The organism is Ruegeria sp. AK11 (genome assembly GCF_056541095.1).
On record NZ_JBQFXU010000001.1, the window covers coordinates 1,415,296 to 1,433,561 of the forward strand.

General features: G+C 57.1%; 17 protein-coding genes, 1 tRNA gene, 1 pseudogene and 1 riboswitch. Of the genes and pseudogenes, 11 read left to right on the forward strand and 8 right to left on the reverse strand.

The window, feature by feature from the left end; all coding sequences use genetic code 11:
* Positions 1 to 29: 29 nt before the first annotated feature.
* Entirely contained in the window at positions 30 to 638 is a 609-nt protein-coding gene (locus ACR0D9_RS07130) for a carboxymuconolactone decarboxylase family protein (protein ID WP_480484211.1), read from the reverse strand.
* 152 nt (positions 639 to 790) lie between these two features.
* Here ACR0D9_RS07130 and parE point away from each other — a divergent pair, with 152 nt between their 5' ends.
* The 3 genes from parE to ACR0D9_RS07145 all read left to right on the forward strand — a co-directional run bounded on the left by parE (position 791) and on the right by ACR0D9_RS07145 (position 4,740).
* Positions 791 to 2,749, forward strand: a complete 1,959-nt coding sequence (parE, locus tag ACR0D9_RS07135) for a DNA topoisomerase IV subunit B (protein ID WP_480484212.1) — start codon at positions 791 to 793, stop codon at positions 2,747 to 2,749.
* Entirely contained in the window at positions 2,742 to 3,437 is a 696-nt protein-coding gene (locus tag ACR0D9_RS07140; RefSeq protein ID WP_480485205.1) for a hypothetical protein, read from the forward strand. The genes parE and ACR0D9_RS07140 overlap by 8 nt, the downstream gene beginning before the upstream one ends.
* A gap of 331 nt (positions 3,438 to 3,768) precedes the next feature.
* Positions 3,769 to 4,740 carry a UDP-glucuronic acid decarboxylase family protein gene (locus ACR0D9_RS07145; RefSeq protein WP_267364773.1) on the forward strand — a complete coding sequence of 324 codons (972 nt, stop codon included), beginning with the start codon at positions 3,769 to 3,771 and terminating at the stop codon, positions 4,738 to 4,740.
* A gap of 28 nt (positions 4,741 to 4,768) precedes the next feature.
* Here ACR0D9_RS07145 and ACR0D9_RS07150 read toward each other — a convergent pair whose 3' ends face one another.
* On the reverse strand, positions 4,769 to 5,608 hold the full coding sequence (locus ACR0D9_RS07150; protein WP_480476789.1) for an EamA family transporter: 840 nt from the start codon (positions 5,606 to 5,608) through the stop codon (positions 4,769 to 4,771).
* A 244-nt stretch (positions 5,609 to 5,852) separates the two neighbouring features.
* On the opposite strand from ACR0D9_RS07150, the pseudogene ACR0D9_RS07155 reads away from it, so the two are divergent.
* A pseudogene (locus ACR0D9_RS07155) lies at positions 5,853 to 6,608 on the forward strand (hypothetical protein); the annotation flags it as partial.
* Positions 6,609 to 6,615: 7 nt separating this feature from the next.
* On the opposite strand, the gene ACR0D9_RS07160 reads toward ACR0D9_RS07155, so the two are convergent.
* Positions 6,616 to 7,290, reverse strand: a complete 675-nt coding sequence (locus ACR0D9_RS07160) for a TIGR04283 family arsenosugar biosynthesis glycosyltransferase (RefSeq protein WP_480538169.1) — start codon at positions 7,288 to 7,290, stop codon at positions 6,616 to 6,618.
* Between the two features lie 73 nt (positions 7,291 to 7,363).
* Here ACR0D9_RS07160 and ygfZ point away from each other — a divergent pair, with 73 nt between their 5' ends.
* On the forward strand, positions 7,364 to 8,107 hold the full coding sequence (ygfZ, locus tag ACR0D9_RS07165; protein ID WP_480538171.1) for a CAF17-like 4Fe-4S cluster assembly/insertion protein YgfZ: 744 nt from the start codon (positions 7,364 to 7,366) through the stop codon (positions 8,105 to 8,107).
* Positions 8,108 to 8,213: 106 nt separating this feature from the next.
* A complete protein-coding gene (locus ACR0D9_RS07170) occupies positions 8,214 to 9,155 on the forward strand; it encodes an ABC transporter transmembrane domain-containing protein (protein ID WP_480484218.1) in 942 nt (313 codons plus the stop codon).
* A 53-nt stretch (positions 9,156 to 9,208) separates the two neighbouring features.
* Here ACR0D9_RS07170 and efp read toward each other — a convergent pair whose 3' ends face one another.
* Positions 9,209 to 9,772, reverse strand: a complete 564-nt coding sequence (gene efp, locus ACR0D9_RS07175) for an elongation factor P (protein ID WP_209503361.1) — start codon at positions 9,770 to 9,772, stop codon at positions 9,209 to 9,211.
* A 219-nt stretch (positions 9,773 to 9,991) separates the two neighbouring features.
* On the opposite strand from efp, the gene ACR0D9_RS07180 reads away from it, so the two are divergent.
* Both ACR0D9_RS07180 and ACR0D9_RS07185 read left to right on the forward strand, forming a co-directional pair.
* On the forward strand, positions 9,992 to 10,312 hold the full coding sequence (locus ACR0D9_RS07180; RefSeq protein ID WP_037310273.1) for a DUF6280 family protein: 321 nt from the start codon (positions 9,992 to 9,994) through the stop codon (positions 10,310 to 10,312).
* A gap of 156 nt (positions 10,313 to 10,468) precedes the next feature.
* Entirely contained in the window at positions 10,469 to 11,926 is a 1,458-nt protein-coding gene (locus tag ACR0D9_RS07185) for a cobyric acid synthase (protein ID WP_480484219.1), read from the forward strand.
* Between the two features lie 3 nt (positions 11,927 to 11,929).
* Here the strand turns inward: ACR0D9_RS07185 and ACR0D9_RS07190 are convergent, their stop codons facing one another.
* The 3 genes from ACR0D9_RS07190 to ACR0D9_RS07200 form a co-directional block, all read right to left on the reverse strand.
* Positions 11,930 to 12,718, reverse strand: coding sequence for a hypothetical protein (locus tag ACR0D9_RS07190; protein WP_209596939.1), 789 nt, complete (start codon positions 12,716 to 12,718; stop codon positions 11,930 to 11,932).
* A 73-nt stretch (positions 12,719 to 12,791) separates the two neighbouring features.
* Complete coding sequence (locus ACR0D9_RS07195; protein WP_209503355.1) at positions 12,792 to 14,210, reverse strand: TolC family outer membrane protein; 1,419 nt, start codon at positions 14,208 to 14,210, stop codon at positions 12,792 to 12,794.
* Positions 14,211 to 14,304: 94 nt separating this feature from the next.
* Positions 14,305 to 14,958 carry a protein-L-isoaspartate O-methyltransferase family protein gene (locus tag ACR0D9_RS07200; RefSeq protein ID WP_209503353.1) on the reverse strand — a complete coding sequence of 218 codons (654 nt, stop codon included), beginning with the start codon at positions 14,956 to 14,958 and terminating at the stop codon, positions 14,305 to 14,307.
* Positions 14,959 to 15,182: 224 nt separating this feature from the next.
* On the opposite strand from ACR0D9_RS07200, the gene ACR0D9_RS07205 reads away from it, so the two are divergent.
* Positions 15,183 to 15,256, forward strand: a tRNA-Cys gene (locus tag ACR0D9_RS07205).
* A 177-nt stretch (positions 15,257 to 15,433) separates the two neighbouring features.
* Here the strand turns inward: ACR0D9_RS07205 and ACR0D9_RS07210 are convergent.
* Positions 15,434 to 16,429 (reverse strand): NAD(P)-dependent oxidoreductase, encoded by a 996-nt coding sequence (locus tag ACR0D9_RS07210; protein ID WP_267363687.1) that lies wholly within the window; start codon positions 16,427 to 16,429, stop codon positions 15,434 to 15,436.
* A gap of 102 nt (positions 16,430 to 16,531) precedes the next feature.
* A riboswitch (cobalamin riboswitch) is annotated at positions 16,532 to 16,736 on the forward strand.
* Between the two features lie 94 nt (positions 16,737 to 16,830).
* On the opposite strand from ACR0D9_RS07210, the gene ACR0D9_RS07215 reads away from it, so the two are divergent.
* Both ACR0D9_RS07215 and cobW read left to right on the forward strand, forming a co-directional pair.
* Complete coding sequence (locus tag ACR0D9_RS07215) at positions 16,831 to 17,205, forward strand: DUF1636 family protein (protein WP_209597011.1); 375 nt, start codon at positions 16,831 to 16,833, stop codon at positions 17,203 to 17,205.
* Positions 17,206 to 17,209: 4 nt separating this feature from the next.
* Entirely contained in the window at positions 17,210 to 18,265 is a 1,056-nt protein-coding gene (cobW, locus tag ACR0D9_RS07220) for a cobalamin biosynthesis protein CobW (RefSeq protein WP_480484222.1), read from the forward strand.
* The last annotated feature ends 1 nt before the right edge of the window (position 18,266 follow it).

The window sequence follows — 18,266 nt, forward strand, 5'->3', positions numbered from 1 at the left end:
GTCGCAGCGCCGACGACATCTTTAGCACCTTACCGGTGCCCCCAGTCGTCAGGGTTGTCAGAGTTGTTCGGCGACAACCCCAACTCATCACCATCGGTTGAGCACCCAAGCCCCAGAACCGTCCGGTTTGCATATGAAAAATAGGAGCAGACCTGATTGATCTCGAGGATTTCGCCATCATCCCACCCCGCGTCGCGCAGGGCAGCGACGTCCGCCTCGACCAGATCGCCCGGCGCTTCGGTCAGCTTGCGAGCATAATCCATCGCAGCCATTTGCGCCGCATCCAGCGGTGCAGCCGAGGGATCGCGCGCCTCAATCGCTGCCCTGATCGCGTTGCCACGCACCGTATCACCCAGCAAGCGCTGAAGACCTGCAAAGTGATGCTCGACGCAATACCCGCACCGGTTCAGTGAGCTGACCCAAACCCCCAGCACTTCCAGAAACCATTTCGGTATCTTGTTGCCCGAATGATGCAGCACTGCCTTGTACATGGCCATATGGCCTTCCATCGAATGCGGGCGAAGGCTGTGTGCCATCATGATGTTGTCTACGTTATTGTTCGGCCCGGTCACGCGTTCGTAGAGTTTCTTCAACTTTCCAGTCGCGTCTTCGAACGGAACGGTTCTGATCCAGCTCATTTATTCACCTCCGCTTTACCGGGATCAAAGGACTGGTTATCTGCACGGATTGCAAGCGGCTTGACAGAAAATCCACAACACCTCGCGTCCCCCTTCCCCCGGACCACATCACCTGCCATAATGGCGGAAACCCAAAAACAAGAGCAGCACCCATGCCCGAAGATCTGTTGACGCCCAGCGCCACTTCTACCTATGACGCCTCCTCGATCGAGGTGCTCGAAGGGCTGGAACCGGTTCGCAAACGCCCCGGCATGTATATTGGCGGCACGGATGAGCGTGCGCTGCACCATATGTTGGCCGAGATCCTCGACAACTCGATGGACGAGGCGGTGGCAGGCTTTGCCAACCGGATCGAGGTCGAGCTGCATTCCGACTACGCCCTGACCGTCCGTGACAACGGGCGCGGTATCCCGATCGACCCGCATCCAAAATTTCCGGGCAAGTCCGCGTTGGAGGTGATCCTGTGTACCCTGCACGCGGGCGGCAAGTTCTCGGGCAAGGCCTACCAGACCTCGGGTGGCTTGCACGGGGTTGGTGCGTCGGTGGTGAACGCGCTGTCTGATTCGATGGTCGTGCAGGTGGCGCGGGACAAGCAGCTATTTGAACAACGTTTCTCGCGCGGCATCCCGCTTGGCCCGGTCGAAAAGGTTGGCGCGGCCCCGAACCGGCGCGGCACAACGGTGACCTTCCACGCCGACCCGGACATCTTTGGCCATCACAAGTTCAAGCCCGCGCGGCTGTTCAAATCCATCCGCTCCAAGGCCTATCTGTTCTCGGGCGTCGAAATCCGCTGGAAAACCGCCATCGATGACGGCGAAACCCCGCTTGAGGCCTCGTTTCACTTTCCCGGCGGCCTGTCGGATTACCTGAAAGAGACGATGAACGGCTCGTCCACCTATGCCGAGCAACCCTTTGCGGGCACCGTCGATTTCAACGAGAAATTCGGCACCCCCGGCAAGGTCGAATGGGCGATCAACTGGACACCGTCGCGTGATGGGTTCATCCAATCCTACTGTAACACCGTTCCCACCCCCGAAGGCGGCACCCATGTGGCCGGTTTCTGGGCTGCGATCCTCAAGGGGATCAAGGCATATGGCGAGTTGATCAACAATAAGAAAGCTGCGCAGATCACCCGCGACGACCTGCTGACAGGTGGCTGCGCGCTGGTGTCGTGCTTTATCCGCGAGCCGGAATTCGTGGGCCAGACCAAAGACCGTCTGGCCACGGTCGAGGCGCAGCGGCTGGTCGAAAACGCGGTTCGCGACCATTTCGACAACTGGCTGGCGGCTGATACGAAATCCGCCGGCGCGATCCTCGACTTCCTCATCCTGAGGGCCGAAGAACGCCTGCGCCGTCGGGCCGAGAAGGAAACACAACGCAAGTCCGCCACTAAGAAACTTCGTCTTCCCGGCAAGCTGGTGGACTGTTCCAGTTCAACACGCGACGGCACCGAATTATTCATCGTCGAAGGCGATTCTGCGGGCGGCTCGGCCAAGATGGGTCGTGACCGCAAAACGCAGGCCCTGCTGCCCCTGCGCGGCAAAATCCTGAACGTGCTGGGCGCGGCCAGTTCCAAGCTGGGCACCAATGCCGAGATCAACGATCTGACGCAGGCGCTGGGTGTCGGGCTTGGTACCAAGTTCAACGTTGACGACCTGCGCTATGACAAGGTCATCATCATGACCGACGCGGATGTGGACGGGGCGCATATCGCGTCCTTGCTGATGACGTTCTTCTTTACCCAGATGCGCCCGATGATTGACGCGGGCCACCTGTACCTGGCCTGCCCGCCTTTGTACCGCCTGACCCAGGGTGCCAAACGCGTCTACTGTCTGGACGAGGCCGAGCGCGACGAATGGCTGAAAAAAGGTCTGGGTGGCAAGGGTAAGATCGACGTGTCCCGCTTTAAGGGTCTGGGCGAGATGGACGCCAAGGACCTGAAAGAGACCACGATGGACCCCAAATCCCGGAAATTGATCCGGGTCACCATTGACGAGGACGAGCCCGGCGAAACCGGCGATCTGGTCGAGCGTCTGATGGGCAAAAAACCCGAACTGCGGTTCCAATACATTCAGGAGAACGCGCGGTTTGTGGAGGAGTTGGATGTTTGATGGAAAAGTCAAGGACGGCAAAGTTCGTTGGAAGAACCTTAGATGGGATAATTTCGTTTGGCTGTTAGATGGCCCCATGACAAAGAGTTTCTTCTTAATACCAGTTTTTGGTTATCTTATTATTTTTAACGACCATTTCATAGAAAGCGCTGACTTTTCCACACTTGTCGGCAACGAAAAAACTACCTTCGTAATTGCACCCGGTTCGCGGGTACGTTTTGTTTACTTTGGAATGATTTTTGTTGGCATTGCATATGCTATCTATTTGCTGCGAAGACCAAGAGTCATGTCGCGCTCAACCAACCAAGCTGGTTACCTCGAGTTTGCAAAAAGAAACTTCACTTTCAGGAACTATGAGGACATCTATGACGAGATTTGCAAAGAAGGCGCCTTTTCAATTTATGGGGAAGATCATTTGGACCAATGGGAAGACTTCAAAATACTCGTAGGAGGTAAGGGATTCGAAAGTTCAAAGAAGGTCTATGGCGATAGGGTGCACTTCACCGAGACACTATCTCGTTTTGAAGGGATGATCAGGGCATTGGTTATTGACTACTATATTAGGGGAGTTCGAAACCGTAGAATCTCTCTACTTTTATGTAATTTTTTAGCCATGGTAGGATACCTTTTGATCGTTATACCAAGTGGCGATCTTTTTGCACGTGTGATACAAATTACTTTCTTTTGAAAGTCGAGGTTGGGACTGAAGCCAAGTCCATCTATCGGCCACGTAACAAGGATAGGATGGGTGGCTCTTACCCATTAAGTTTCCTGGGTTGAGGTTGGGGGCGAACACGTAAACTAGGTTATCACAAACCTCGCCCCCCCCTGGGGGGCGGGTCGGGCGCGTGCTTGATGCCTCGCATCAAGCATTGACTGGGCGGAAGACACCACAACACCATACGCGCCCTCAAAAAACCAAAATCTACTGCAATTCAAATCCCTTCGGTTTACTAATCAAACCAAGACCCGGCTTCCCCGTGGCAAGCTGGCTTGGATATAACGATTAAGGATTTGCAATGGCCCGCCTTTATGACAGTCGAAAACGTGTTCTCGTAACCGGTGGGGCCGGGTTTCTGGGCTCGCATCTGTGCGACCGGCTTCTGGATCAGGGGCATGAGGTTTTGTGCGTCGACAACCTGTTCACCGGCACCAAGCGCAATATCGACCATCTGCACAGCAACCCGCGGTTCGAGTTCATGCGCCACGATGTGACCTTCCCGCTGTTTGTGGAAGTGGACGAGATCTATAACCTCGCCTGTCCCGCCTCACCCGTGCATTATCAGCACGATCCGGTGCAGACGACCAAGACCAGCGTGCATGGCGCGATCAACATGCTGGGTCTGGCGAAACGTCTGAAATGCAAGATCTTTCAGGCTTCGACGTCTGAGGTCTACGGTGACCCGACGATCCATCCGCAGACCGAAGACTATTGGGGCAACGTCAACCCGGTTGGTCCGCGCTCGTGCTATGACGAGGGCAAGCGGTGTGCCGAGACGTTGTTCTTTGATTACCACCGGCAGATGGGGCTTGAGATCAAGGTCGCCCGCATCTTCAATACCTACGGCCCCCGAATGCACCCCGCCGACGGGCGCGTTGTGTCGAACTTCATCATGCAGGCCCTGACGGGCGAGGCGATCACGATCTTTGGCGACGGCACGCAGACCCGGTCATTCTGCTACGTGGATGATCTGATCGAAGGGTTCATCCGCCTGATGGACACAGGCAAGGACGTCACCGGCCCCGTTAATCTGGGCAATCCCAACGAATTCTCGATGAACGAGCTGGCCAGCGAGGTGCAGGCGCTTGTTGGCGCGGAAACCCCTATCAGTTTCAAAGAGTTGCCCGAGGACGATCCGAAACAACGTCAGCCCGATATCACGCTGGCGCGGACCCTGCTGAACTGGGAACCCACAGTACAGCTGAAGGAAGGGTTGGACGCAACGATCCGGTATTTCCGGACGCTTCAGTCAGAAGGCGCAGCCGGATAACGCGTCTCGCCATGGCTCGGGGACCGGATCAGACCGCCGTGCCGATCAGCGCGACGCCAATCGCCATGAGGACCGCGGCGCCCAGGCGTCGCATCCAGTTGCCTTCCTTCAGGAAAATGAACCCGATAAGCGCCGCAAAGATGACCGAGGTTTCCCGCAGGGCCGAAACCGCCCCAAGCGGCGCAAAGTTCTTGGCGTAAAGCACCAGTCCGTAAGCTGTCATCGAAACCAGCCCACCCAAAAGGCCCGTCATCCATATTCTGACTGGCAGGTCTTTCAGGGTGGTGCGTTTCCTGACCCCGATAAACCCTGCAATGAACAGGTGCAGAAAGGCCCCCCACACCCAATAGCTGAGCGTATTGCCTGACAGCCGCACCCCAATCCCGTCAACCACCGAATAGATCGAAATGCAGAACCCGGTTCCCAGCGCAAATCCCAGCGCGCTGCGCCCGACGCCCGAACGCAGCGCCGCCCAGCTGCTCAGCTGAATGCCAACCGCGATCAAGGCGATCCCACCCCAGGCCTGCCAGGGCAGAACTTCGCCCACCAGCGCCATCGCCCAAAGCGAGACCAGTGCCGGAACAATCCCGCGTGCTATGGGGTAAACCACACTCAGATCGCCATGCTGGTAGGCCTTGCCCAGCATGAAGTAATAGCCGAAATGCACGACGGTCGAGAGCAGGATATAGACAAAGCTCTGCGTGTTCGGCAGCGGCAGCACCATCACCATAACCGCCGCCGGCAAGACCTGACCCAACGCGACCAGACCCAGCATGGTGGTGCGGTCCGCTGCCGTTTTCACGATGGCATTCCATACGGCATGCAGCAGCGCCGCCGACAGAATAATCAGAATGACGAACAGGGTCATACCCGAACCTTTCCCGCAGAATTCGTGCGTAAAAAGGGTCTTTGGCCCCATTTCACTTGGGCGTGGTGTCTGCCAAAACCGGGATTTTTGTCAAGCCGGATTCCAGTGGTCAAATTACCGCCACTGTTGGGGACGTGTCCGCAAGCCGTTTCCGGTCTCGTCCTGCACCCTTGTGCCCGGTAAGAAGTTACAACTGCACGTGATCCCGGTTGCAGGACGCGCATCACGTTCTAAGATCGGGCACATGAGTTTTGTGACAGACAACCAATTGCCCCTGCTAATCCTGTTTTTTCTGTCAGGATCGATCGGCACCGCCTTTTTGTTCCGCAAGCCAGCAGGGCACAGGGCATGGAAACTGGCCGATCTGGTCTGGGTCGTGCTGGGTGGCATCGGCGCATTGGTGGCTGTTCTGGCGGGGCTTTATACGTCGGACAGTTCGCGACTGGATCGCCAGATTGATGTAGCCTACGCCGCAACATTGGCATTCGACCGGGATGCCGCACGGTTTCGTCTGCGTTTCTGCGACCCTGCTTACGATCCTGACACGGCAGTGCTGTGCGACAAGGTTGAATTCCTGTCGGCATCAACTGCCAGCAACTCGGAATTGCCCCTGTTCATCGCCGTAACCAACGAAGTGGCCCCCCTGCAGGGCCTGCACTTCCTGTTCGGAAGTCAGGGCAAAGATGAAATGGACGAGCTGCGGGATATGACGGCAAAAGCTGATGCTTTCAATATCGACCAGTTCCTCGTATTCACGTCTCTGGACGACAAAACTCAGGTGGCCATCGACAACATGCGCCGTAAGGTACCCGCGATTGCCGGAGATTATCAGATCCTGGCACAAAGCTATGACGATCTGATCCAGCAGGTCGGCAAGTTGAAGGACGAATGGGAATACCTGCAGGCCAATGCCCATATTCTGGTTCTGCAAATCGTGGCGCTTTGTCTTGTTAGCTTTGCTGCCCCGTTTCGACTGGGAAAATCTTTGGTCGAATTGCGCCGGGCGCTCAACGTCGATAGCCCCGCGCCAACACCTGTGGATCAACCCCCAGAAAATAGCGCAGAAGTGTCCACAAGTTCCGCATGCCCCGTCGAGTCCAACCTGCCTGTTCATAGCGCTCCGCGCTCGTAAAGGCGCGCGACTCGAGTATTGCGATCCGTGGCAATGCGCGCACCAGCGCCACATCTTCCATCAAGGGTTGGTCCGGATACCCACCAGCCGCCAGATAGACATCACGCGGAACCAGCAACCCCTGATCTCCGTACGGTAAACCGAACAGCCTGCTGCGCAAATTGGCCCATCCGGCCACCCAGGTCGGCGCAAACCCACGCGCGCGAAAAGCCAACCGAAACGCAGCTGGTGCGTTGGAGGGTAGATGGGCGCTTACGCTCTCGGCCCATCCCTGTTGCAGCACGGTATCGGCATGAAGGATTAACAACCATTCACCATCAGCCTGCGCACACCCCCGGCGCAATTGACCGCCGCGCGACGGCTCACCTTTCAGAACAAGCGCGCCAACATCTTCTGCAATTCTCAACGTCTGGTCTGTTGAGCCTGCATCGCTGACGATCAGGTCCCTGATCAGCCCGGAATGCACCCCTTCCATCAGGGCTTCAAGGCACGCAGGCAAGGAACCGGCGGCATTCAAGGTTGGAATCACTACAGTGACGGGTGCGGGCACGTCCGATAACCTCTGGTCTTGACTGCGGGACTTCCTATATCACGAGGCCAAAGGCAATGACGAGGACCAAGCCATGCTCACCCGCCGCATCCTGCGCCTGACCGGCTCGGACACCGAAGACTTTTTGCAGGACCTTGTCACCAATGACGTTCGGGGGCTGGGCAATGGGCTTGTTTATACGGCGTTGCTTACTCCACAGGGCAAGTATCTGGCCGATTTCTTTCTGAAACGCGATGACGGTGGAGTGCTGCTGGACGTGGCCGAGCCTTTTGCAAATGACCTGATCAAGCGCCTGAACATGTACAAACTCCGGGCGGATGTAGTAATCGAAGGCACGGATCTACATCTGCAACGCGGCACTGGGCCAGCACCGGACACCGCCCTTCCTGACCCTCGTCACCCGGATATGGGTTGGCGCGATTACTCGACAGCTTCGGAAGGCGATGACGGAACCGACTGGGACGCGCTGCGCGTTCGACACTGCATCCCCGAGGCTGGGGTCGAACTGACGCCAGACAGTTATATCCTCGAATCCGGGTTCGAGGCGCTGAACGGCGTGGACTTCAAAAAGGGTTGCTATGTCGGTCAGGAAGTGACTGCGCGCATGAAGCACAAGACAGAATTACGCAAAGGCTTGCGGCTGGTCTTTGTCGAAGGCTCAGTTCCGGTGGGGACTGAGATTGCCGCAAACGGCAAACCCGTCGGCACCCTGTTCACGCAATCAGGCGGACACGGGATCGCGTATCTGCGCTTTGACCGTGCGAATGCAGACATGATGGCCGGAGACATCGTGGTTCGCTTGACGGATCAAGCGTAACTTGTTGCCAAATCGGCACGGCCTTATCCGCCGTTTATCTCGTAAAGTTTGAACCCGTTACCCAGCCCTGCCAATGTGTCGGCACAGGGGCAACACGGATACCCGCATGTTTCAGCTTTACTCCGCGATTTGGCGCGCCAGCGCCGGACGGCAGATTGTCCTCATTCTGTTATCCATTGCCATTGCTGCGCTTGCCGCGGTTCCGCTTGAATTTCAACGCGATATTGTCAACCACCTTACGTCCAACGATCTTCATGTCGAAAAGCTGGTTCTGCTGGGCATCGGCATGATGATTGTCATCCTGCTAAGCCTCGCCCTGAAATGGGTTCTGGGTTTTCGCGCGGGTACATTGGGCGAAGACATGATCCGGCTGATCCGGCAACGCTTGCTGTGGCGTGCTACCGACCTGAAGGAAACGGGTGAAAATCTGCGCAAAGGTACCATGACGACCGCCATCTCAGCCGAGGCTGAGGAGCTGGGCAAGTTCGCAGGGGGCGCGTTCTCGGACCCGGTGGTTCAGGTTGGAACGCTGGTCAGCGTGATCGGGTACATATCCTCAACGCAGCCAGGCCTTGGCCTTATCGCGTTTTCCATGATTGTGCCGCAGATCATTATCGTTCTGGTGTCGCAACGCAAAGTGAACACGTTTGTCGCCGAACGCGTCCGCCTTTTGCGCAGCGCCACTGATAGGCTGACCACCGAGGATATCGATGCCGTCGAGCGGGATATCAATGCCCTGTTCGACGACATCTATGACACAAGGCGGCGCATGTTTCTTTGGAAGCTTTCGGCCAAGTTTCTCCTGAGCGTAATCAACGGCGCCGGAACCGTGGGTATTCTGATGTTGGGCGGTTATCTGGTGCTGCAAGGTAAGACCGACGTCGGCACGGTGGTGGCCGCGACCAGCGGGCTTGGCCGGATACAGGGCCCGACCGCGTTCCTGATCGCCTTTTACAGACAAGTCAGTGCCAACCGCATCAAATACGAGCTGATGCTAGAACTATTCGGCCCGGACCCCGCGCATTACCGGTACCGCAACAGTGCATAAAAAAGACCGCGCAGCGGCTGCTTGCGCGGTCTGACACTAAAAGCGACGAAACGTCACGCGCGTTCGGAGTATTCCATCGTTTCGGTGTTCACGATGATCATTTCATCCTGACCGATGAACGGCGGCACCATGACTTTCACGCCATTGTCCAGAATTGCAGGCTTGAACGAGTTCGCGGCGGTCTGACCTTTTACGACCGGCTCAGTTTCGACAATCTTGCAGGTCACTTTCTGCGGCAGCGTCGCGTTCAGCGCTTCACTTTCGTAGAATTCGACAACAATCGTCATGCCATCCTGAAGGAACGGACGACGCTCGCCCAGCAAATCCGCTGGCAATTCAATCTGTTCGTATGTTTCGGCATCCATGAAGACCAGCATGCCATCGGTTTCATACAAGAACTGCTGATCCTTCTGTTCAAGGCGCACACGCTCAACCTTGTCAGCCGAGCGGAACCGTTCGTTCAGTTTCGAACCATTGCGCAGGTTGCGCAGCTCGACCTGCGCGAAAGCGCCGCCTTTTCCGGGCTTCACATGGTCAACCTTGACCGCGGCCCAAAGGCCGTCGTTATGCTCAAGCACATTGCCGGGGCGAATTTCGTTCCCATTTATCTTGGGCATTACATAATTCCTTCACAAACGGTTGATGCGTCAGTTGCGCCTCCTATATCTGGCGGGAACATACCTGACAAGACAACCAAACCTAGTGCTGCACGTGCAGCGAGATATGCAAGTGACGCAACGCAACTATGCATATTAGCTGTATCCGAATCGCACTTTATCGGTCATAAGGACCGTCACGCCGAAAATTGCAAGAGCAAGAAAAACAAGGAAGACGAGATGAGAGATTTCGTTGACGGCACTGCCTTTAACAACGAACAAGGCAATCGTGCTCGCAAACTTTTCGCGGCCGTTGTGTTGGCCGCACTCGATGACGCCATTGCCGATGACAAGAAGTATGGCAATGGCCCGGAACAAATCGCCCGTTGGGCGCGCTCGCGCGATGGACGCGAAGTGCTGTCTTGCGCGGGAATCGACCCGAACGAGCGGGTTGTCAGCGGACTGATGGAGTTCGTTGGCCGTGGCGTGCGGACCTCGGTCGCGCTGTCGCGTGAAGAAAGCGAGCGTCGCAATGCCGCTCAGCAGGCTGAAGCTGCCTGATCCAAGGCTGTTTCAACTCAGAAAAAACGCGCTCTGCCATCAGAGCGCGTTTTTCTATGCGTATCCCACCACTATCCCGGGCGTCAGGGTGAGTTCGGGGCTTCCCCTGCCCGCCCAAATCAGGTCATCTGCGCCTTGACAGGTAGGAGACAATCCATGGTTCGCGCCATCATGATTCAAGGTACCGGCAGCAATGTCGGAAAATCCGTTCTGGTGGCAGGGCTTGCGCGAGCTTTCACACGGCGAGGTCTTCGGGTTGCGCCCTTCAAGCCGCAGAACATGTCGAACAATGCTGCTGTTACGGAAAACGGTGGGGAAATCGGTCGCGCGCAGGCCCTTCAGGCACGGGCGGCAAGGCGGGCGACACATACCGATATGAACCCTGTATTGCTGAAACCCGAAACAGATACCGGCGCGCAGATCATTGTTCAGGGGCAGCGCGCGGGCACCATGAAAGCCGGTGATTACCGCAAGGATAAATCCAGACTGCTAAGCGCCGCATTGGAAAGCTTTGACCGATTGTGCAGCGACGCGGATCTGGTTCTGATCGAAGGGGCGGGCAGCCCGGCCGAAACAAACCTGCGCAAGGGTGACATCGCCAATATGGGTTTTGCCTGCGCTGCGAATATTCCGGTGATACTTGTCGGCGACATTCACCGCGGCGGTGTGATTGCACAAATTGTTGGCACTCAGGCGGTTCTGGATGACGGCGATCTTGCTCGAATTCAGGGCTTTGCCGTCAATCGGTTCAAGGGGGATGTATCCCTTTTTGACGAAGGGCGCGATGATATCGCCTCTCGAACGGGATGGCCCTGTCTGGGGGTTGTGCCATGGTTTCAAGACGCCTGGAAGCTTCCGGCCGAAGATATGATGGACATCCGTTCTCACACAGGCGGCACATGCAAGGTTGTTGTGCCACAACTTGAACGGATGGCGAATTTCGACGACCTTGATCCCTTGTCTGCCGAACCCGGAGTGAGCGTCGAGATCATTCCGGCCGGACACCCTTTGCCGGGCGATGCCGATCTGGTTTTGCTACCGGGCAGCAAGTCAACCATCGGAGATCTGGCCTATTTCCGTGCACAAGGCTGGGACATCGACCTGTTTGGTCATGTCCGGCGCGGCGGGCATGTGCTGGGTCTTTGCGGTGGCTTTCAGATGCTGGGCAAGACCATTTCCGACCCCGATGGCGTAGACGGTCGACCGGGTAAGGTCGACGGGTTGGGGTTGCTGGATGTGGACACAGTCATGGGAGGACAAAAGCAAGTTGTCCTGCGTACGGCCCATGCGTTGCCGGACCGAGAGCCAGTCACCGGATACGAAATCCACATGGGCCATACAGACGGGCCGGATTGCACCAATGCATGGCTTGAGGTCGAAGGCCGCCCTGAAGGCGCGGCCAGCGCAAACGGGCGGATCAAGGGAAGTTATCTGCACGGTATCTTTTCGTCCGACGCATTCCGGGCGCGGTATTTGTCAACGATAGGCGTGACCTCGGACCTGTCCTATGAGGACGGCGTCGAGCAAGCGCTGGACGATCTGGCCGATCATCTGGAGCGCCACATGGACCTTGACCTGCTGCTCAGCCTCGCGCAGCCCCCGCACCGTGGCTGAGAGTTACTCCAGATCCTGAGCCGCAAGAGCGCGGGCGATCTCTCGCCTGACCATCTTGCGCACATTTCGTGTAATCCGCTCACCCATCGTTCCTTGCAGCTCGGCGCGGACAACCTCTGCGATCAGGGTGCGCAGAGCGTCTTCATCCATGTCGATCGTCCTGACATTTTCGTCGGAACCAGGTTCTTCGGCATCAGCATCAGACACAACAGCCTGAGACGACCGGATGAATTCCGCCTGACAAGATGCGTCTTCGGCCTGCTGAACCGCCTCTGGTTCGTCACCACCGGCAGCATCAATCGACATCGCAGCGGCAAATTCTTCTTCGACATCCCATGGCAGCGCGTGTGACGGTGTGCCCGAATACGCATCCTGGCTGTCACCGTCCGGTTCCCACTGATCTTCTGTTTGCGCAATTGCCGCTTCCAGCGCTTCGATCTTTGCACTCAGGCTGTTTGTTGCATCATCCGACGGGGCGTGTTTCGTCTCGGCTGTTTCTGGCTTGTCCTGGTCAGCGTTCGCAGGTTGACCCGTCTGAACGATGTCACAGGTGCGCAACAACATGGGCTTGGCGGCATCTGAAACTTCGGGTTCCGACACAGCTTTAGCGGGAATCACCCCCAATTGATCTGGTGTGCTGATCCGCAAAGCATCAGTAAGCACCAGCCGCCCCGGCTTTCGTGCTTTAGTCGTTTGATCCGAGACGGTTTTATCACGACTGTCTTCACTGACCAGACGTTTGACCGAAGACAGAACGTCTTCGATCCCTGCTTTCACGACATTATCAGACATTGTTCTCTACCGCTCTATCCTTGGATCGAGTGTAGCCAAACAATCCGCGCCTCACAACAGATAGTATTGGCGATCAGTCCCGGCGCAATGCTTTGAGAACGCGATCCAGATCCTTGCTTTGCTTACTGACCTGTGCCGGCGCATTCTTGACCAGATTGTAATACAAAGTCGGATCATAGATTTGCACCGCCAGCCCAAGACGCTCGGCTGTCAGAAGGCCCTGCGCCTGCAACAACTGATAGGCAGCCCGCGACCGTTCGGTGCGCGAAGCGACTTCTGCCAGCTGTGCATCCAGCAAATCCTGTTGTGCATTCAATACATCCAGAGTTGTTCGCGCGCCCAGAGTTGCCTCTTCCCGGATGCCATCAAACGCCACCTGCGAGGCGTTAACGCGCTCGGTTGACGCCCTCAGACTGGCGCTGGCCGCCTGAAACGCCGCATACCGGTCGGTAACACCCTGCGTGATGTTCTTTTGAACGTTCAGCAGATTCGCACGCGAGGCATCCCGGCTGGCCATTGCGCGGCGGACATTTGCCGCCAACCGGCCACCCGCGTAGATAGGTTGTGTGAAGTTCAGCGACACGGTCGCGTCGTTCACATAGTCATTGTTGTCATAGCGCTCGGACACGCCAGCATCGGCATTCAGGCTGACATTCGGCCCAAGGTTTGCCCGCTGTTGCTGCACGACCAGATCAAACGCCCTGACCTGATGCTGAGCCGATAGAATGGCCGGGTGGTTGCGTTGCGCCAGATTCACAGCTTCTGCTTCGGAACGCGGCAGATTGGGCAGGCTCGGCTGACCAGCCGTTCGCCCCGGTGCCTTTCCGACTGCATTCACGTATTCGGCTTGCGCAATGCTCAATTCACCGCGTGCCACTGCCAGATCCGCCTGAGAGCTTGCCAGCTGTGCTTCGGACAACGCGACGTCGGTCCTGGTCACTTCACCAACTTCGAAGCGGTCATTCGACGCCCTAAGTTCCTCTGCCGACACATCCACGTTGTTCTGGCGGATCGCCACGGTCTCTTCCTGCAGCAGAACGCCCAGATAGGCATTTGCTGCGCGAATAAGTACCTGTTGTTCGATATCGATCAGGGTTTGCCGGGTCGACAGCACCGTTTCCTGCGCCGACTGCTTGCCTAGTACAGACGCGCCACCATCATACAAAAGCTGGCTCAGCGTCAGGCCCGAAAAGAACCGCGACGGTTCGTTTGTCGTCACGACATTATTGACCCGCGAACGGGTGTAATCCTGGCTGACCTGCACGGTCCAGTTGATGATTGGCCGCAACGCAGAAAGCGCAATGGCTACATCTTCATCCGCCGCGCGCAGCAACGCCCGGTTCTGTTCAAGCAAACCACTGGTGTTATACGCGCCGATGAACGCATCCGTTATGTTGTCTGCCCACGCTGCACGCCCTGGCATCACGCTCATGGCAAGTCCTGCGGTCACAGCAAACGCCCTGACCAGCTTACCTGTCGCCGAACCACGCATACCAAAATCCTCTCAAACGAAATTACACTGCCCTGCAGGCAGTTTGCGGCCTTCTTTTCAACTAATCAAGGCGATAGAAAAATCTATCGGCGGACTATAGCGAAAATGCACACTCTGCCGAAAAACCTTCCAAAACCGGCGCATTGGCATTGAACACATCACGCCAACTGACGCGGCCCCCGGTTTTTCGACCAATCCGAACTGTACCCAGGTTGCCGTTGACAAACAGGCACACGATCCGACCGTGGTCCTTGAGCTGATCCAACAGGGCATCGGGCACCTGCTCGACACCGCCCTGCACCATGATTGCATCATAGGGACCGTGTTCCGCCACACCCTGTTCCAGCGCGCCAACGTGAATGATAGCGTTAAGCACTTCGGCTTCGGCCAAAAGGTTTTGCGCCTCGGTTGCAAGGGTTTCGTCGCATTCAACACCCACGACCAACTCAGCCATCCGTGCGGTAACAGCCGTGGAATACCCCATTGCCGGAGCGATATCTAAGACCATCTCATCCTTGGATATGTTCAACACGTCCAGCATTTTAGCCAGGGTCCGCGGCTCCAGCATGCTGCGCCCGCCACCCAGATCAATCAGGCCGTCCACATAGGCCGCCTCGCGCTGAGAATCGGGTACGAAGCTTTCGCGCGGAACACTCAGCATCGCCTCAATGATCGGGAACTTGGTGACGTCAGACGGGCGGATCTGCGTATCAACCATTGTGCGGCGCCGGGCTGCGAAGTCAGTCATTGGATATCTCGTCTCATTCCCAAAGATGTCGGGCTTGTGCCATATCCTGAACTTTCCAGCAACGCCCCTGTTGCCGCAACCTGAATCGTGATCACCTTCTTGGGCATGGACTTCGGCAAATTTCGGTCTTGCCGACAAATTCGCACGCAATCCACTGGACGCCCCAAAGGAAAGCTGTTAAAAACCCAGTCACACCACAGCAAGTATTTGATTTTACTTGAAAAGGCGAGTTGGCGGAGTGGTGACGCAGCGGATTGCAAATCCGTGTACACCGGTTCGATTCCGGTACTCGCCTCCAATCACATCCAAATCGCTGACTTAACCCCGCAGTGCACGCGTGCGACGCTCGGTATTTCAAGACGTTCAAGGCCCGCGATTCTGTCGAATTGCGGGCCAGATATGGCGTGTTTTTCGGAACACCTGCCTACCCCTGCTCATTCACGGGGCGCGATTTTGTCTGGTATGTGCCTTACGTTCAGGCGCGCCCTTGTGGCACAACCTCGTATCCCGGCTCCTCCGGCTCATCATCCGTCATTTCGGCAGGGAAGCCCGGGGCGGTGATATCCAGGCCGGTTGCCTCTTCCAGCCGCTTGATAATATTTGGTGAAAGCTCGCGTTCGCCATAGCGTGCGATACCATCGTTAAAGATGTTGATCATCACCGGGTTTATTTCCAGCGGCACCCCGGCGCGGTCGGCGACCTCCTGAAACAGACCGATATCCTTCTTCACCAGATCCATGGTGAAGGAAATATCGCGCGACCCGTTCAAGATGACCTGACTTTCGGTTTCGTGCACGAAGGACGTGCCGGACGAGATTTTGATCGCCTCATAGGTCGTGTTCAGATCCATCCCCGCAGCCTTTGCCGTAACCAGTGCTTCGGCGCAGGTGATCAGGTTGGCGGTGGCAAGATAATTGGTCATCACTTTCAGCACCGAGGCCGAGCCCAGTTCGCCGGTGTGCAAAACCCGACGACCCATTGTCGTCAGGAACGGCAGAATTCGTTCAAACGTTTCCCGGTCACAGCCCGCAAAGATCGAGATATTGCCCGTCGCGGCACGGTGGCACCCGCCAGAAACCGGGCAATCCACTGCTGCACCGCCGCGCGATATGACTTCGGCACCCAGGCGTTTGACTTCGGCTTCGTCTGTGGTCGACATCTCCATCCAGATCTTGCCGGGGCCCACTTCGGGCAACATCTCCTTCATGACTGCGTCCGATGCTGCCGGAGACGGCAGACAGGTGATCACCGCATCGCAATCGCGCATCAGCTGGGCGGGCCCTTCTGCCGCCTTTGCGCCTTTGGCGACAAATTCGGCCACCAGTTCTGCGTTCAGGTCATGAACAGTCAGGTCAATGCCATTGCGCAAAAGGGATCCCGAAAGCTTGCCGCCAACGTTACCCAGACCGATAAATCCCACTTTCATATGACGCATCTCCAAGTTCGTCGTTTTCCCGTCATGCGACCACATACCGAACACGCACTTCATGCCGCCGAACGACGCCTACAGGTCGCTTTTTTCACCTTGGCTTATTTGTTGCGCGCGAACCGCTTGACAAGCGGGTCGGCGGTGCCGCATGTCCCGGACGTTGGTGTCGGCAACAGCCGATGAAAAGGGAATGCGTCAACGGTTCATCCGCCAAACGCAGCCGCCCCCGCGACCGTGACCGGAGAGGATGCCCAATGCCACTGGCCTGTGCCGGGAAGGCGGGACATCCGACAGAGCGACCGCTCTGGCATCCGCAAGCCGGGAGACCTGCCAACACCCGAAGTTGAAACCGGGCGGGGTGTTCCGGTGTCGGGTCCATGTGCAGACGTGGTGCCCGCATGAAACCCCGTCCCCCGCGAAGAGGATTTGGGGGGATGAGAGACATGACCGAGACCGCACCGGTAGAACTACTGGTCTGCACGACTTGCCGCCGGGGTCTGCCCGTCGAGGATGACGCTGAGCGTCCCGGCACATTGTTGCACAAGGCCTTGGAACAGGCTGCCCTGCCAGATGGTATTACTCTGAAACCGGTCGAATGCCTTTCGAACTGCGATCAGGGCTGTTCCATCGTTCTTCGGGGCGGGCCGGATCGCTGGACCTTTGTTTACGAGAACCTGAACGAAATCGATCACGTCGATGTCATCATCGATGGTGTGACCAAGTATCTGGCCACAGACGATGGTCTGGTGAAGTGGCGCGACCGTCCTGAACATTTCCGCAAAAACTGCGCCTCGCGCATTCCCCCGATTGGAGGCTGAGATCATGTCGAACCTAGAAAAACTTCCCGTCACCGTGATCACCGGCTTTCTGGGCTCGGGCAAAACCACGCTGGTGCGTCATCTGATGCAGAACCCGCAGGGAAAGCGTCTTGCGATTGTTGTTAACGAGTTTGGCGATGTGGGTGTTGATGGTGACATTCTAAAATCCTGCGCGATACCGGATTGCCCTGCGGAAAACATCATGGAACTGGCAAACGGCTGCATTTGCTGCACCGTGGCTGATGATTTCATCCCGACCATCGAGGCGCTGATGGCGCTGGAACCGCGCCCGGATCACATCCTGATCGAAACATCCGGCCTTGCACTGCCCAAACCGCTGCTGAAAGCATTTGATTGGCCTGATATCCGTTCGAAAATCACCGTTGATGGCGTGATTGCGCTGGCCGATGCCGAGGCTGTGGCCGCCGGTCGCTTTGCTCCGAACGTTGAAGCGGTGGATGCCCAACGGCTGGCTGATGACTCGATCGATCACGAAACACCCTTGTCCGAGGTGTTCGAAGATCAAATCTCGTGCGCGGATATCATCCTGCTGACCAAGCCCGATCTAGCAGGTCCCGAAGGTGTCGCGAAAGCCAAACAGATCATCGCCGCCGAGGCACCGCGGCCGCTTCCCGTTGTCGAGGTCGCCGAGGGTGTCGTCGACGTACGTGTCGTGCTTGGCCTTGAGGCTGCCGTCGAAGATGACATGGACGCGCGCCCGTCACATCACGATGGCCATCACGATCATGAGCATGACGATTTCGAGAGCATCATCGTCGAGTTGCCGGAACAGACCGACCCTGCGGAACTGGTAGCCAGAATCGAACGTCTTGCGACTGAGCTGAATATCCTGCGCGTCAAAGGCTATGCCGCCGTCGCTGGCAAACCGATGCGCCTGCTGGTTCAGGCTGTCGGCGCGCGGGTTCGTCACCAATACGACCGCCCGTGGGAGCCCGGTGAAGAGCGCCGCTCGCGCCTGGTCGTGATTGCCGAGCATGACGACATCAAAGAAGCCGAAATCCGTGATATCCTCGTGGGTGTGACCGAGGTTGCCGAGTAAG

Bases quoted from the DNA above. Each gene is read 5' to 3' on its own strand.
- ACR0D9_RS07130 (WP_480484211.1), bottom strand. From the start codon at position 638: ATGAGCTGGATCAGAACCGTTCCGTTCGAAGACGCGACTGGAAAGTTG.
- parE (WP_480484212.1), top strand. From the start codon at position 791: ATGCCCGAAGATCTGTTGACGCCCAGCGCCACTTCTACCTATGACGCC.
- ACR0D9_RS07140 (WP_480485205.1), top strand. From the start codon at position 2,742: ATGTTTGATGGAAAAGTCAAGGACGGCAAAGTTCGTTGGAAGAACCTT.
- ACR0D9_RS07145 (WP_267364773.1), top strand. From the start codon at position 3,769: ATGGCCCGCCTTTATGACAGTCGAAAACGTGTTCTCGTAACCGGTGGG.
- ACR0D9_RS07150 (WP_480476789.1), bottom strand. From the start codon at position 5,608: ATGACCCTGTTCGTCATTCTGATTATTCTGTCGGCGGCGCTGCTGCAT.
- ygfZ (WP_480538171.1), top strand. From the start codon at position 7,364: ATGCTCACCCGCCGCATCCTGCGCCTGACCGGCTCGGACACCGAAGAC.
- ACR0D9_RS07170 (WP_480484218.1), top strand. From the start codon at position 8,214: ATGTTTCAGCTTTACTCCGCGATTTGGCGCGCCAGCGCCGGACGGCAG.
- efp (WP_209503361.1), bottom strand. From the start codon at position 9,772: ATGCCCAAGATAAATGGGAACGAAATTCGCCCCGGCAATGTGCTTGAG.
- ACR0D9_RS07180 (WP_037310273.1), top strand. From the start codon at position 9,992: ATGAGAGATTTCGTTGACGGCACTGCCTTTAACAACGAACAAGGCAAT.
- ACR0D9_RS07185 (WP_480484219.1), top strand. From the start codon at position 10,469: ATGGTTCGCGCCATCATGATTCAAGGTACCGGCAGCAATGTCGGAAAA.
- ACR0D9_RS07190 (WP_209596939.1), bottom strand. From the start codon at position 12,718: ATGTCTGATAATGTCGTGAAAGCAGGGATCGAAGACGTTCTGTCTTCG.
- ACR0D9_RS07195 (WP_209503355.1), bottom strand. From the start codon at position 14,210: ATGCGTGGTTCGGCGACAGGTAAGCTGGTCAGGGCGTTTGCTGTGACC.
- ACR0D9_RS07200 (WP_209503353.1), bottom strand. From the start codon at position 14,958: ATGACTGACTTCGCAGCCCGGCGCCGCACAATGGTTGATACGCAGATC.
- ACR0D9_RS07210 (WP_267363687.1), bottom strand. From the start codon at position 16,429: ATGTGGTCGCATGACGGGAAAACGACGAACTTGGAGATGCGTCATATG.
- ACR0D9_RS07215 (WP_209597011.1), top strand. From the start codon at position 16,831: ATGACCGAGACCGCACCGGTAGAACTACTGGTCTGCACGACTTGCCGC.
- cobW (WP_480484222.1), top strand. From the start codon at position 17,210: ATGTCGAACCTAGAAAAACTTCCCGTCACCGTGATCACCGGCTTTCTG.